Genomic DNA, 14079 nt, shown 5'->3' on the forward strand with positions numbered 1-14079 from the left:
GGCACATCGGAAACCTGAAATAGAAGAGGCTTACTTCGTGGCGAACATCAAGTCCCAGATCAAGCGGATCAAGACCAACGAGAAGGCTCGGCTGCGCAACAAGGCCGTCAAGTCCTCCCTGAAGACCGCGATCCGCAAGGCCCGTGAGGCTGCTGCCGCGGGTGACGTCGAGAAGGCCACCGAGTACCAGCGCGCTGCCGCGCGTCAGCTCGACAAGGCCGTCTCGAAGGGCGTCATCCACAAGAACCAGGCCGCCAACAAGAAGTCGGCGCTTGCTTCCAAGGTCGAGACCCTCAAGGGCTGAACCCCTTATCTGATCTGATCGCCGGAGGGATCCAGAGCGGGCCCTCTCTCATCCGCTCCCGTCCGGCGCCCCCGAGCCTGTACGCGGCCTGCGTTCGCCACGCGGGTACGGGCTCACCAGCTTGATCAGCGTGACCCGAAGGCCCCGGTCCCTCGCCCTTCCCCAGGGTGGAGGCGACCGGGGCCTTCGGCATGCCGGTTCGGCATGCCGGTCACGACCAGAATTCGTTGGTCTTGTCCATGTCCTCCAGGCACTCGTCGAGGTCACTGATCTTGTCCCCGACGATCCGGAAGACGATGCCGCCGTTCTCGTCTATGTGCTTGGAGCCCCGATCCGCGGTGAAGCGGTGCATGGACATGACGTGCCCGCGGCCGTCGACGAACAGGTTGAGCAGCTCGACCCGGAACGAGCCGCCCGTCTCGGAGTAGAGCCGGCCGTAGTAGTCGTTGAGGACCGAGTCGATCCCCTTGTAGTCCCCCGAGAGCGGGTGCGAGCCGGGTACGTGGTGCGTACAGTCTCCGGTCATCAGCCCGCGCAGGGTGTCCATGTCTCCCCGCTGGAAGGCCTCGTAGCCCTCGCGAACGAGCTTGGCGTGCGGGTGTTCAGCCATGGTGATCGCCACCTTTCCGTGTTCGGCGACAGACGGCTGATGCGCACGATTCTCCTCCCTGCGGTGCCTACCGTCCTCCGGAGCGGGCCGCCCGCGCGATCGCCACGACGGCCTTCTCCAGGGCGTACTCGGGATCATCGCCCCCGCCCTTCACACCCGCGTCCGCCTCGGCCACCGCACGCAGCGCGACGGACACCCCGTCCGGCGTCCACCCCCGCATCTGCTGCCGCACCCGGTCGATCTTCCACGGCGGCATGCCCAGCTCCCGCGCGAGGCCGGCCGGCCGGCCGCCGCGCGCGGACGACAGCTTCCCGATCGCCCGTACGCCCTGGGCGAGCGCGCTGGTGATCAGCACGGGCGCGACACCGGTGGCCAGCGACCAGCGCAGCGCCTCCAGCGCCTCCGCCGCACGCCCCTCCACCGCCCGGTCGGCGACGGTGAAGCTCGACGCCTCGGCCCGGCCGGTGTAGTACCGCCCGACGATCGCCTCGTCGATGGTCCCCTCGACATCGGCGACCAGCTGGGACACCGCCGACGCCAGCTCCCGCAGATCGCTGCCGATGGCGTCGACGAGCGCCTGGCAGGCCTCGGGCGTGGCCGACCTCCCGGTCGCCCGGAACTCCTGTCTGACGAACGCCAGCCGGTCCGCCGGCTTGGTCATCTTCGGGCAGGCCACCTCGCGCGCCCCCGCCTTGCGCGCGGCGTCCAGCAGCCCCTTGCCCTTGACCCCGCCGACGTGCAGCAGCACGAGCGTGATCTCCTCGGCGGGCGCTCCGAGGTACGCCTTGACGTCCTTGATCGTGTCGGCGGACAGGTCCTGCGCGTTGCGTACGACCACGACCTTGCGCTCCGCGAAGAGCGACGGGCTGGTCAGCTCGGCGAGGGTGCCGGGCTGCAGCTGGTCCGAGGTCAGGTCACGTACGTCCGTGTCGGCGTCGGCGGCCCGGGCGGCGGCCACCACCTCCTGAACGGCACGGTCGAGCAGGAGGTCCTCCTGGCCCACGGCGAGCGTCACCGAGGCGAGAGGGTCGTCATTCGCAGTCTTCCTGGCCATTGCGACAAGCATGGCACGGGCCACTGACAACGCGGCCCGCGGACGTCTCCCCTACGGCTCCTCGCGCCAGCCCTCCCACTCGCCCGCGAACGCGTCCAGCTCCCCCGCGTCGAGCCGCCCGTCCTCGTCCCGCAGCACGACCAGCCACTGCGCGTCCTCCGCGTCGTCTTCGCCGGCCAGCGCGTCCCGGACGATCTGCGGCTCCTCGCGCACACCGAAGCGCTCGGCGAGCTCCTGAGCCGCCTCCTCCGCGGCATCACGATCGGGCAACACCAGCACATGTCTCACATCACTCACCCAGCCATTTTCCGGCACGCACACGGGAGGTGGCGGCCGGGTCGGCGGACAGGGGGCGACCGTCGGGCCGGCATGCGGGGGTGACGGCCGGGTTGGCGCGCAGGGGGAACGGCCAGGTCGGCGCACAGGGGGGCATCGGGTCGGGGGGTATCGGGTCGGGGGTATCGGGTCGGGGGGTATCGGGTCGGGGGGTATCGGGTCGGGGGGTATGTGGGCTGTGGGTCAGGCCTTGGGGACGATCTGTACGTCCAGTTCGATGCGAATGCTCGGCCCGACCACCGCGATGCCCCGCGCCAGCATCGACTGCCAACTGACGGTGAAGTCGTCCCGGTGCAGCTCGGTCCGCGCCCGGCAGGCCGCCCGCACCTCGCCGCCCATGCCGTTGCCGAGCCCGAGGTACTCCACGTCCAGCGTGACCGTCCGCGTCACACCGTGCAGCGACAGCGCCCCGGTGACGGCCCACCGGCTGCCGCCCTTGTGCACGAAGCGCTCGCTGTAGAACTCGAGCGTCGGGAACCGCTCGACGTCCAGGAAGTCCGCGGACCGCAGATGGTCGTCCCGCATCCTGACGTTCGTGTCGATGGACGCCGCGTCGATCACCACGTGCATCGCCGACTGCTCCACCCGCTCGGCGATCCGCACCGCCCCCGCGAACGCGTTGAACCGCCCGTGGATCCGGGCGAGCCCGATGTGCCGCGCCGTGAACCCGATCGAGGAATGAGTCGGCTCGATCTCCCAGTCCCCCGGCGCCGGCAACTCCGGCGGCCGCGCGACCTGCAGCGTCACATCACCGAGCGAGGCCAGAGCGTTCTCCCCGACCGTCGCGGTCGCCCGGTAGGGCGTGTATCCCTCGGCGGACACCGCGAGCCGGTACTCCCCCGCCGGCACCGTCGTCATGAACGCCCCGAACGGATCCATGCCGCCGCTGACGACCTTGCGCCCCATCGCGTCGCTCACGGCGAACTCCGCGTGCGGCACCGGCTCGTTGACCGGGTCGAGCACCCGGCAGCTCAGCACTCCGGCGTTCGCCGGGGTATGGACCGCAGCGAGGGGACTCGTCCGCTGCACCCGGTTCGTACGGTTTCCCAGCCAACGGCCCAACATCCACGACACCTCTGCGCGACTTGACATCACTTGTTGTCGAAGAGGTATTCGATCACTGATGCGGCTTTCGAGGCAAGACACGCCCACATCACGGGAAACCAGCAGATGTGCTGGTACTACGCACAAGTAGCCCCGTGTGACCGGAATCTACCCGTCCGATCGCCGACCCCGATCCGTCAGCCGATCCGTCGCCCGGACCGTCGGCACCCGCTCCAACTCGATCCCGAACGTCTCCCGATACACCCCCAACACCTCGTCGTCGCCCGCCAGTTCGCTCTCCTCCCTTACGCTCTCCTTCCTTACGCTCTTGCCGCCGGACGTCACCTTCAACCGGCGTCCGCTCAGCGTGACCCTCCCTCCGTCCTCCGTGACCCGCGAACAGATCAGCGACCGCGTGAAGTGCGACTCCGGAGAGGTGCTGTGCCACCAGGCTCCCGCCACGAAGTCACCCAGCACCCGGGGCCGCACCTCCAACCGGTACACACGAGCACCGTCCCGCAGGACGTCCAGGTCCCCCACCTCCGTCCCCCCGGCAGCCGCTCCCTTCACTTCCGCCCCGTCCGGACCGGCCTCGACGATCCGGAACACCCCACCGGGATCCTCCTGTCCAACCCCGCGCTCCCACCGGAGCGGGTAGTGGCTGTGCGCCCCGAACCCGACATCGGCCAGCCACTGCCCCGCGTCCACGGTCCCCACCAGCAACGCGAGATGGTCGTACGGAATCCCGAGCCGCCCCTCCTCTCCGTACACCCGCGCCGCCAGCAGCGTGACCTCGAAGCCCAGCCCCGCGAGCAGCGCCCCGAACGCCCCGTTCAGCTCGTAACAGAACCCTCCCCTCCGCGCCCCGACGACCTTCTCGACCAGCCGCCTCTCCTCCAGCACGATCTCCTCCCCGAGATGAACCGACAGATTCTCGAAGGGCACGACCCGCAGATGCCGCAGGTGCAGCTCCCGCAGGAGGCCGACCGTGGGCGCGAGGGCGCCGACCGGGCTAGCAGTGGAGGTCGTGCGGGTGGCGGTGGCGCCGCTCCACTCCGGGGGCTCGACACCGAGGCGGCGCAGGTAGGCGTCGATCAGACGGGCGTCGAGTGGAGCGGGATGGGCTGGAGCCGGGCGGAAGGGAGCCGGACGGGAGAGAGCCGAGCGGGAGGGAGCCGGGTGGGCCGGAGCTGCATGGGGCGGAGAGGCGTCGAACTGAGACGCTCCCTGCGGAGAGCTTCCCTGCGGAGAGCTTCCCTGCGGAGCGCCTCCCTGCGGAGAGCTTCCCTGCACAAGGCCTCCGTGCGGAAGGCCTCCGTGCGGAAGGCCTCCGTGCGGAGAGGCGTCGTGTGGAGAGGCGTCGTGCGGAGAGGCGTCGTGTGGAGAGGCGTCGTGCTGTGCGGCGGGGGTCCGGGGCAGCTCGCCCTCGGTCTGGGCGGGATTCATGCCCTCAGTCTCGCGCCACTCGCACCTCCCCGCCCGTGCCCGCGACGACCGCCAGTGCCCCGTCCTGGTCCGTCCGCATCACGGCCGCCCCTCCCGCGCGCAGCGCCGCGACCGTACTGGGCGCCGGGTGCCCGTACGGATTGTCCGCACCGCACGAGATCAGCGCCAGCCGTGGGGACGCCACGCGTATGAGGTCCGGGTCCTGGTACGCCGAGCCGTGGTGAGCCACCTTGAGCACGTCCACCCGGTGCAGCAACGCGGCCGCCGGCGAACGCAACAGCGCCTGCTGGGCCGGGGGTTCGAGGTCGCCGAGCAGCAGCATCCGCAGCCCGGCCGACCGCACGAGCAGCGTCACGCTCGCGTCGTTCGGCCCGTCCGGTTCCGGTGCCGGACGCGGTGGCGGCCACAGCACCTCCCAGTCGAGAGCACCGAGCCGCCGCCGCTCCCCGGCCACGGCCCGCGTCACGGGAACATCCCGCGCCGCCGCCTCCTTCCGTACGAATTCCACCTGATCCACGGGCTCCTCGAACCCCGTCGTCTCGATCGCCCCCACCGCCCGGCCCCGCAGCACCCCCGGCAGTCCGGCCACGTGGTCGGCGTGGAAGTGAGTGAGGACGACGAGCGGCACCCGGGTGATACCGAGCGAGTGCAGGCAACGGTCGACCAGCGTCGGATCCGGCCCGGCGTCCACCACCACGCCGGTCCCCTCGCCCGCCGCGAGGACGGTCGCGTCACCCTGCCCCACGTCGCACATCGCCAGCCGCCATCCCGGCGGCGGCCACCCCGTCAGCACCCGAGTCAGCGGCGGCGGTTGCACCACCACGAGCAGAAGCAACACCCCGCAGACCCCGCACAGCCACGGGTGCCGCAACAGTCGCCGCCCGAGCAGCACGACCCCGGCCGTGACAAGGGCGAGCAGCAGGGCGCCGCCCCAGCTCCCAGGCCAGTCCACTCCCCCGCCGGGCAGCGCCGCTCCGGTCCGCGCCACGCCCGCGATCCACCCGGCAGGCCAACTCGCGCACCACGCCAGCGCCTTGGCCACCGGCATCGCCACGGGCGCCGTCGCCAGCACCGCGAAGCCCAGCACCGTCGCCGGAGCGACCGCGAACTCCACAAGGAGATTGCAGGGCACCGCCACCAGACTCACCCGCGCCGACAACACAGCGACCACCGGCGCACACAGGGCCTGCGCGGCTCCCGCGGCCGCCAAGGCCTCCGCCAGCCGCGGGGGCACCCGGTGCCGTCGCAGCACGGCACTCCAACGCGGCGCCAGCGTCAGCAAGGCCCCGGTGGCCAGGACGGACAGCAGGAACCCGTAACTCCGGCCCAGCCAAGGGTCGTACAGCACGAGCAGCAGCACCGCCGTCGCCAGCGCCGGGATGAGGGACCTGCGGCGGCCGGTCGCCAGGGCGAGCAGCACGATCGCTCCGCAGGCCGCGGCGCGAAGCACACTCGGGTCGGGACGGCACACGACCACGAAACCGAGCGTGAGCGCTCCGCCGAGCAGCGCAGTCGCTCGCAGGGGGACGCCGAGGCGAGGCGCCAGGCCGCGGCGCTCGACCTGCTGGGCCAGCCCGGGCGGGCCTAGGAGCAGCGCGAGGATGATCGTGAGGTTGCTCCCGGAAACGGCCAGGGTGTGGGCCAGATCCGTCTCCTTGAAGGCCTCGTCCAGTTCGGGCGTGATCCGCGAGGTGTCCCCGACGACCAGCCCTGGCAGCAGCGCCCTGACGTCCTCGGGCAGTCCGTCGGTGGCCGCCCGCAGTCCCGCCCGCAACCGCCCCGCCAGCCGCTGGGCGGCCGACGGTTCCCGCACGACCGACGGTTCCGCACGGTCCCGTACCCGCAGCACGGCCGCGATCCGGTCCCCGCCGGCCAACGCGGGCGCCAACCGCCCGGTCACCCGTACCCGAGTGGACGGCAACAGCCCAAGCCACGGCCCCGCCCCAGGCTTCGCTCCGGAACCTTGCACGCCCCCGGCCACGGCCGGGCCGCCGGCCTCCGCACGCCCACCGTCAGCCAGCCCCCAGCCACCGGCCTCTGCACGCCCACCGCGCGACGGCTCCCGCCCATCGAGCGCCGCAGGCCGCCCGCTCGCGTGCCGGCCCGATCCGACGTCCACGAGTACCAGCACCGGAGCCCGCGTCGCCACCGTCGCCCGGGTGCCTCCTTCGACGCTGCGCACGCCTTCGACGCTGCGCACGCCTTCGACGCTGCGCACCCCTTCGACGCTGCGCACGCCTTCGACGCTGCGCACCTCCCCGTTGATCAGGACGGAGTCCGGTGTCACGTGGTCCCCTCTGACTCTGGGGCGGGTGAGCCGTGGGTCGGAGGTGATCTCCACTTCGGCGGTGACGGTCGCGTACTCCCGCGCCAACACCGGCACCGGCCCTCGGCGCAGATCGGCCCCGTGCAGCCCGGCGGACGCGGCAGCCGCGGCCACACAGAGCAGCGTCGCGGCGACCGTGACACACGGCCAGGCCTTCCGGCCGCCAAGGCCCCGAACGACGGCAGGCCGAGAGCTGCCCACGCCATGGCCCACGCCATGGCCCGTGCCACGGCCCGCTTCACCTCGGGTGGCCCACCGTTCGGTGCGCGCAGCTCCACGCCGCCCCACGACGAGAAGGACTCCGGCGGTCATGAGGCAGACGGTCACGACACCGCCCACCAGCCCGGGTGGCGCGTCCAACGTCAGCGCCGCCGTCGCCCAGGCCGCGAGCGCGGGTGGCACGAGCCGTAGATCCACCGGCCCTTCCTGGCGCGGGTTGGCATCGCCCAGTCGTTTCCCGGAAGCTGCATGCACGGCTTGGCGGGTGCGGAAGTCAGGTCCGGCTCGGACACCGGCGGCCTCGGCGTCCTCCCTGTCGCCCGTCCCGGGCGCCGTGCGCGCAGCGTCTTCGCCCCTCATGGCCGCACGAGATTCCGCAGGTCGGCGAAGCGCCGCTCGCCGATGCCGTTGACCTCGCGCAGTTCGTCCGTTGAGCGGAAACCGCCGTGCTGGGCGCGGTAGTCGATGATGTGCTGTGCCAACACGGGTCCCACGCCGGGCAAGCTGTCGAGTTGATCCACGGTCGCCGAGTTGAGGGAGACGGGAACCGAGGGCCCGGCTCCCGTCCCGGCACCTGCGGCGCCCGTTGTTCCCGTACCTGCCCCCGCTCCCGCACCGGCAGCCCCGGCCGGCGCGGGCCCTCCGACGACGACCTGCTCCCCGTCCACGAGGAAACGGGCGCGGTTGAGACCGTCGGTGTTGGTCCCCGGTCGCACTCCACCGGCCGCGCCCAACGCGTCGACCACTCGTGAACCGGCCGGAAGGCGATGGATCCCGGGCTTCCTCACCTTGCCGCTGACGTCCACCACGATCTCGGCCCCGGCCGTGCTCGCCATACCCGGCGGGCCGACGGAAGCGGCCGACCCCGCAGCCGGGCTCTGCTCACCTGCCTCGTAACGAGCAGCGGCTCGCACCACCTCCGGGGCCCGCACCGGCTGAGCCCGGCCGACCCAGAAGTGCTGCACGGCGAATACGGCGGCGGCGACCAGCAGCACCGTGAGCGCGAGCACACTCCTTCGTTCCAGGCCGCAACGCGCCTGCAACCACACCGGCATCCGCTCCCGCAGAGCCAGCCCAGCCCGCTCCTGCCAAACCCGAGCAGCACGAGGAGGCACCCCCTCACGAACCTCGTCGAAACCGGCACCGAGACCGGGAGCGGGAGCGAGACCGGGAGCGGGAGCGAGAGCGAGACCGGGCTCGAATCCGGGACCGCGGCGGTCGACGTCACAGTCGCGGTCGACGTCACGGTCGCGGTCGACGTCACGGTCACGGTCGCGGCCACGGGCGCTCTCGACGTCGCGGTCGTAGGCGTGATGGTCGTCGTCGGCAGCGATGACAAACCGCTCGTCCTCACCCCCACTCACACCGCCCTCCCCCACACCGGGCGCCTCGGGTGCCCTCAGCCGTCCGTCCGGCGGCCCCATCCCCGACTCCCCCCGCTCCCGCGCTCGTTCGGCGAACAGCACCTGAGCCCGGCGGCGGTTCTGCTCCGCCGAGGCATGGCGGTGGCCGGTCCGGCCGCCGCCAGATGGACGGAGACGATGGGAGCGGCCGTCGGAGCCGGGGACCCGGCCGGGGCCACTGGTCGCGTTCGTGCTGCGTGAGCGTGATCGAAGTGCCATGCGACGAGGATGGGACACTTCGCCGAACCGCGATGATCTTGCTCAATTTCCGGGGATTACTGCCCAGTTGTGGATAACTCCACCACCCGGACGAGTGAGGGAAGCCGGGAACCCTCGGCCTCAGCGCGGCGAGACCACCACGCCCAGCAGCCCCGGCCCGGTATGCGCCCCGATGACCGCACCGACCTCGCTCACGTGCAGGTCGGCGAGCCCCGGCACGCGTGACCGCAGACGGTCCGCAAGGGCGGCCGCCCGGTCGGGAGCGGCGAGATGGTGCACGGCGATGTCGACCCTCGCGCTGCCCGCCCGGTCGGCCACGAGCTCCTCCAGGCGGGCGATGGCCTTCGACGCCGTCCGCACCTTCTCCAGAAGGTCGATGCGCCCCCCGTCCAGTTGGAGCAGCGGTTTCACCGCGAGCGCCGAGCCCAACAGAGCCTGGGCAGCGCCGATCCGGCCGCCGCGGCGCAGGTAGTCCAGAGTGTCGACGTAGAAATAGGCGGAGGTGCCGGCGGCCCGCTTCTCCGCTGCGGTGACCGCCTCGTCGACCGTGCCGCCCGTCTCGGCGGTCTCGGCCGCCGTGAGCGCGCAGAAGCCCAGCGCCATCGCGACCATGCCGGTGTCCACCACGCGCACCGGCACCGGCGCCTCACGCGCCGCGACGACCGCCGCGTCGTACGTGCCGGACAACTCGGCGGAGAGGTGGAGGGAGACGATGCCGGTGGCGCCGGACTCGGCGACTCTGCGGTACGTCTCGGCGAAGAGCTGGGGGCTGGGGCGCGAGGTGGTGACGGGGCGTCGCTTCTGCAGCGCTTGGGCGAGGGAGCGGGTCGAGATCTCGTTGCCCTCTTCAAGAGCCTGGTCGCCGAGGACGACGGTCAGGGGCACCGTGGTGATGCCGTGACGCTCCGTCGTCCGCTGCGGCAGGTAGGCCGTTGAATCCGTGACGATCGCGACATGGCGGGACATGACCTGGAGGTTACCTGGCGTAGCCCCCGTGCGGCAGCCCGGCCCCTCGCAGCCGCTGAGCCCTTGACCGAATCAAGTGCCGCGGCGTGGCAGCACCTGACCCGGGACCGGATCACACCCTCCACCGGGGCCTCCCCGGCGGCGGCCGCGGCACCGCGCCGCGTCGCGCCGCGTCAGGTGGTGCTCTCGGGGCGCGGCTTCTTCTGCCACGGGTAGGTGGGCCGCGGTCCCGGCGCAGTGATGGCGGGCCGGGTCGGCTCTTCCGGGGTGCGTGCGCCGGGAGTCTCCGGCCAGGTCTGTCCTGCGGTCCCACTGTCGGTGGCCGGTGCCTCGGGCCACGAGGGCGGCGAAGGCGGTGATGTCTGGGTGGAGTCCGCTGTGGTCCAGTGCCGCAGGGCACCGGCCTCGACGTCTATCTGGGCGCTGAGGGTGTCGAGGTCGTCGTCCGCGAAGCGGCGGGCCCTGTCCCGGGCCGCCCAGCGCAGCGAGTCCGCCGATGCCGTGATGCGCTCGGTGCGCTCCCTCAGCGAGGGCAGCCGCTCGGTGAGCTTCGCCCGGTCCGGCTCGGACTCCAGGCGCTTGAGTTCGTCATCCAGTTCGTGCCCATGCGCGCTGAGCCTCTGGAACAGGCCGAGGGACTCCTTGAGGGACTCATCCTCGGCGACGCCCGCGTGCAGCGCGTCCTGCGTGGCCCGCATCGACGTGCGCAGCTTGAGCCGCATCTGGGCGATCTCACCGGCCGGTCCGAGCTGGGCGAAGGACTTGGCCCGCAGGGTGTGGTCCTCGACCGTGCGGCGGGCCTGGGTGATGGTGCGGTCGACGCCTCGCTTGGCGGCGCCGATCACCTTCACCGTGGCGTAGGCGCCGAGCACGAGGAAGAGCACGAAGAGCAGGGCGACGATTGTGATCACTGCTTCCACCAGCTCCTCCTCCGGCCTGACACGACACATCCGGCGCCACGATTCGCGCGCCGCACTTAAAACCGTAAACGACGCGGGCAGGCCCGGAGTTCCAGAAGAACCCCGAACCTGCCCGTAGGGGACTACCCGGAGACGTGCTCACGGCCCGTGATGGTCTCGTCCCCGCCAAGGTCACGCCTCCGTGACCGTCCCGGTGCTGCTCACGCCGTAACGATGTTCACCAGCTTCGGCGCCCGCACGATCACCTTGCGGATACCGGCCCCGCCCAGCGCGGCCACCACGGCCTCGTCGGCCAGCGCCGCCTTCTCCAGCTCCTCGTCGGAGATGGCCGGGGACACCTCCAGGCGCGCCTTGACCTTGCCCTTGATCTGCACGACGCAGGTCACGCTCTCGTCCACGACGTACGCCGGGTCGGCGACCGGCAGATCCTGGTGGACCACCGAGTCGGTGTGGCCCAGCCGGCGCCACAGCTCCTCGGCGATGTGCGGGGCCAGCGGGGCGACCAGCAGCACCAGGGCCTCAGCCACGGAGCGCGGCAGCGCGCCGCCCGCCTTGGTCAGGTGGTTGTTCAGCTCGGTGATCTTCGCGATGGCAGTGTTGAAGCGCAGGCCCTCCAGGTCCTGGCGGACCCCGTCGATCGCCTTGTGCAGGGCCCGCAGGGTGTCCTCGCCGGGCTCGGCGTCGACAACGGTCAGCTCGCCGGTGTTCTCGTCGACGACGTTGCGCCACAGCCGCTGCAGCAGCCGGTACTGGCCGACCACCGCGCGCGTGTCCCACGGGCGCGAGACGTCCAGCGGGCCCATCGCCATCTCGTACAGGCGCAGGGTGTCGGCGCCGTACTCGGCGCAGATCGCCTCCGGAGTCACGGCGTTCTTCAGGGACTTGCCCATCTTGCCCAGCAGCCGGGAGACCTTCTCGCCCTGGTAGAAGTACGCGCCGTCGCGTTCCTCCACCTCGGCGGCAGGCACCGGGAAGCCGCGGCTGTCACGGTAGACGTAGGCCTGGATCATGCCTTGGTTGAACAGCTTGTGGAACGGCTCCGCGGAGGAGACGTGCCCCAGGTCGAACAGCACCTTCGACCAGAAGCGCGCGTACAGCAGGTGCAGCACGGCGTGCTCGGCGCCGCCGACGTACAGGTCGACGCCACCGTGCGGCTGGCCCGCGCGCGGGCCCATCCAGTACTGCTCGATCTCCGGGTCGACCAGCTTCTCGCTGTTGTGCGGGTCCAGGTAGCGCAGTTCGTACCAGCAGGAACCGGCCCAGTTGGGCATGGTGTTGGTCTCGCGACGGTACTTCTGCGGACCGCGGCCGTCGCCCAGGTCCAGCGTCACGTTGACCCAGTCCTCGTTGCGGGACAGCGGCGTCTCGGGGGACGTGTTCGCGTCGTCCGGGTCGAAGGTGCGCGGCGAGTAGTCCTCGACCTCCGGCAGCTCCAGGGGCAGCATCGACTCGGGCAGCGAGTGCGCGACGCCGTCCTCGTCGTAGACGATCGGGAAGGGCTCGCCCCAGTAGCGCTGCCGGCTGAACAGCCAGTCGCGCAGGCGGAAGTTGACGGTGCCCTCGCCGATGCCCTTGCGCTCCAGCCACTGCGTGATGCGCGCCTTGGCGTCGACGACGCCCAGGCCGTCCAGGGAGATCTCCTCGTTGGAGGAGTTGATGATCTTCGCCTCGTACGACCCGAAGGCGTTCTCCCAGGTCGAGGTGTCGGTGCCGCGGTCGTCGGTCGGCTCGACGATGCAGTGGATCGGCAGTTCGAAGGCGCGCGCGAACTCGAAGTCGCGCTGGTCACCCGCCGGGACGGCCATGATCGCGCCGGTGCCGTAGCCCATCAGGACGTAGTCGGCGATGAAGACGGGGACCTGCTCGCCGTTGACCGGGTTGGTCGCGTTCACGCCGGTGAAGACGCCGGTCTTGTCCTTGGCCTCGGCCTGGCGCTCGACGTCGGACTTCGAGGCGGCCTGCGCGCGGTACGCGGCGACGGCCTCGGCCGGGGTCGCGTGGCCGCCGGTCCAGACGTCGTGCGTGCCCTCGGGCCAGGTGTCCGGGGTGAACTTGTCGACCAGCGGATGCTCGGGCGCCAGCACCATGTAGGTCGCGCCGAACAGGGTGTCGGGGCGTGTGGTGAAGACGGTGATCTGCTCGCCGTCCACCGGGAAGTCGACGCGGGCGCCCTCTGAGCGGCCGATCCAGTTGCGCTGCTGCAGCTTGATGGCCTCGGGCCAGTCCAGGGCGTCCAGGTCGTCCAGCAGGCGGTCCGCGTACGCGGTGATGCGCATGTTCCACTGGCGCAGCTTGGCCTTGAAGACGGGGAAGTTGCCGCGCTCGGAGCGGCCGTCGGCGGTGACCTCCTCGTTGGCCAGCACGGTGCCCAGGCCGGGGCACCAGTTGACCGGCGCGTCGGAGGCGTAGGCCAGGCGGAACTCGCCCAGGACGTCGGCGCGCTCGGTGGCGGTCAGCTCGCTCCACGCGCGCGCGTGCCCCGGTACGGCACGCTCACCGGACTCGAACCGGGCGACCAGCTCGGCGATCGGGCGGGCCTGGTTCGCCTCGTCGTCGTACCAGGAGTTGAAGATCTGCAGGAAGATCCACTGGGTCCACTTGTAGTAGTCCGGGTCGATCGTGGCGAACGACCGGCGCTTGTCGTGGCCCAGGCCCAGCCGGCGCAGCTGGGACTTCATGTTGTTGATGGCGGCCTCGGTGGTGACCCGGGGGTGCTCGCCGGTCTGCACGGCGTGCTGCTCGGCGGGCAGGCCGAAGGCGTCGAAGCCCAGGGTGTGCAGGACGTTGTGGCCGGTCATGCGCTGGAAGCGCGCGAAGACGTCGGTCGCGATGTAGCCCAGGGGGTGGCCGACGTGCAGGCCCGCACCGGAGGGGTACGGGAACATGTCCATGATGAACTTCTTGGGCCGCGCGACCAGCTCGGCGTCACCGGCCAGGTCACCCTTCGGGTTCGGCGCGGCGTACGTGCCCTCGGCGTCCCAGAAGTCCTGCCAGCGTGCTTCGATCTCGGCGGCCATGGCAGCCGTGTAGCGGTGCGGCGCGGCCTCCGCCGGGACAGCGGCGGCAGCGGGGTTCGTCTCGCTCATGGTCCTCAAAGCTCCATCGATCGTCTCTGCCAGCGGCGTGTCGTCCAGGAAACGAAAAATCCCCTCGCACAGGAGGGGACGCCGCGCCGATTCCGAACCGTCCGTTCACCGGCGGTCGGGACTGATCAGCGCGGCTCGCTAAGCAG

At 71.4% G+C, this 14079-nt stretch carries 11 protein-coding genes and 1 pseudogene; 2 read left to right on the forward strand and 10 right to left on the reverse strand.

Annotated elements, in window-relative coordinates:
* Positions 1-37 precede the first annotated feature (37 nt).
* Positions 38-304 carry a 30S ribosomal protein S20 gene (gene rpsT / locus ACIBAF_RS03770; protein WP_020127768.1) on the forward strand — a complete coding sequence of 89 codons (267 nt, stop codon included), beginning with the start codon at positions 38-40 and terminating at the stop codon, positions 302-304.
* Positions 305-515: 211 nt separating this feature from the next.
* Here rpsT and ACIBAF_RS03775 read toward each other — a convergent pair whose 3' ends face one another.
* From ACIBAF_RS03775 to ACIBAF_RS03795, 5 genes are all read right to left on the reverse strand, one after another.
* A complete protein-coding gene (locus ACIBAF_RS03775) occupies positions 516-914 on the reverse strand; it encodes a nuclear transport factor 2 family protein (protein ID WP_399461482.1) in 399 nt (132 codons plus the stop codon).
* Positions 915-981: 67 nt separating this feature from the next.
* Positions 982-1968 (reverse strand): DNA polymerase III subunit delta, encoded by a 987-nt coding sequence (gene holA / locus ACIBAF_RS03780; RefSeq protein ID WP_399461483.1) that lies wholly within the window; start codon positions 1966-1968, stop codon positions 982-984.
* A gap of 51 nt (positions 1969-2019) precedes the next feature.
* On the reverse strand, positions 2020-2265 hold the full coding sequence (locus tag ACIBAF_RS03785) for a hypothetical protein (RefSeq protein WP_327315004.1): 246 nt from the start codon (positions 2263-2265) through the stop codon (positions 2020-2022).
* Positions 2266-2487: 222 nt separating this feature from the next.
* The gene (locus ACIBAF_RS03790) at positions 2488-3369 is read right to left on the reverse strand and encodes a YceI family protein (protein WP_399461484.1); all 882 of its coding nucleotides are present in this window, start codon (positions 3367-3369) and stop codon (positions 2488-2490) included.
* A gap of 147 nt (positions 3370-3516) precedes the next feature.
* Positions 3517-4446: an arylamine N-acetyltransferase gene (locus ACIBAF_RS03795; protein ID WP_399461610.1), complete on the reverse strand. Its 930-nt coding sequence runs from the start codon at positions 4444-4446 to the stop codon at positions 3517-3519.
* 96 nt (positions 4447-4542) lie between these two features.
* Between ACIBAF_RS03795 and ACIBAF_RS03800 the strand changes: the two are divergent.
* Positions 4543-4629: pseudogene (locus ACIBAF_RS03800) on the forward strand (hypothetical protein); the annotation flags it as partial.
* 169 nt (positions 4630-4798) lie between these two features.
* Here the strand turns inward: ACIBAF_RS03800 and ACIBAF_RS03805 are convergent.
* From ACIBAF_RS03805 to leuS, 5 genes are all read right to left on the reverse strand, one after another.
* The gene (locus tag ACIBAF_RS03805) at positions 4799-7699 is read right to left on the reverse strand and encodes a ComEC/Rec2 family competence protein (protein ID WP_399461485.1); all 2901 of its coding nucleotides are present in this window, start codon (positions 7697-7699) and stop codon (positions 4799-4801) included.
* Positions 7696-8703 carry a helix-hairpin-helix domain-containing protein gene (locus ACIBAF_RS03810; RefSeq protein ID WP_399461486.1) on the reverse strand — a complete coding sequence of 336 codons (1008 nt, stop codon included), beginning with the start codon at positions 8701-8703 and terminating at the stop codon, positions 7696-7698. Before ACIBAF_RS03810 ends, ACIBAF_RS03805 begins: the two co-directional genes overlap by 4 nt.
* A gap of 378 nt (positions 8704-9081) precedes the next feature.
* Positions 9082-9927 carry a DegV family protein gene (locus tag ACIBAF_RS03815; protein ID WP_399461487.1) on the reverse strand — a complete coding sequence of 282 codons (846 nt, stop codon included), beginning with the start codon at positions 9925-9927 and terminating at the stop codon, positions 9082-9084.
* 173 nt (positions 9928-10100) lie between these two features.
* Positions 10101-10847, reverse strand: a complete 747-nt coding sequence (locus ACIBAF_RS03820; protein WP_399461488.1) for a hypothetical protein — start codon at positions 10845-10847, stop codon at positions 10101-10103.
* Between the two features lie 200 nt (positions 10848-11047).
* The gene (leuS, locus tag ACIBAF_RS03825) at positions 11048-13933 is read right to left on the reverse strand and encodes a leucine--tRNA ligase (protein WP_399461489.1); all 2886 of its coding nucleotides are present in this window, start codon (positions 13931-13933) and stop codon (positions 11048-11050) included.
* Positions 13934-14079: the final 146 nt, after the last annotated feature.

The organism is Streptomyces sp. NPDC051677 (assembly GCF_044453465.1).
Taxonomy (GTDB): Bacteria; Actinomycetota; Actinomycetes; order Streptomycetales; family Streptomycetaceae; genus Streptomyces.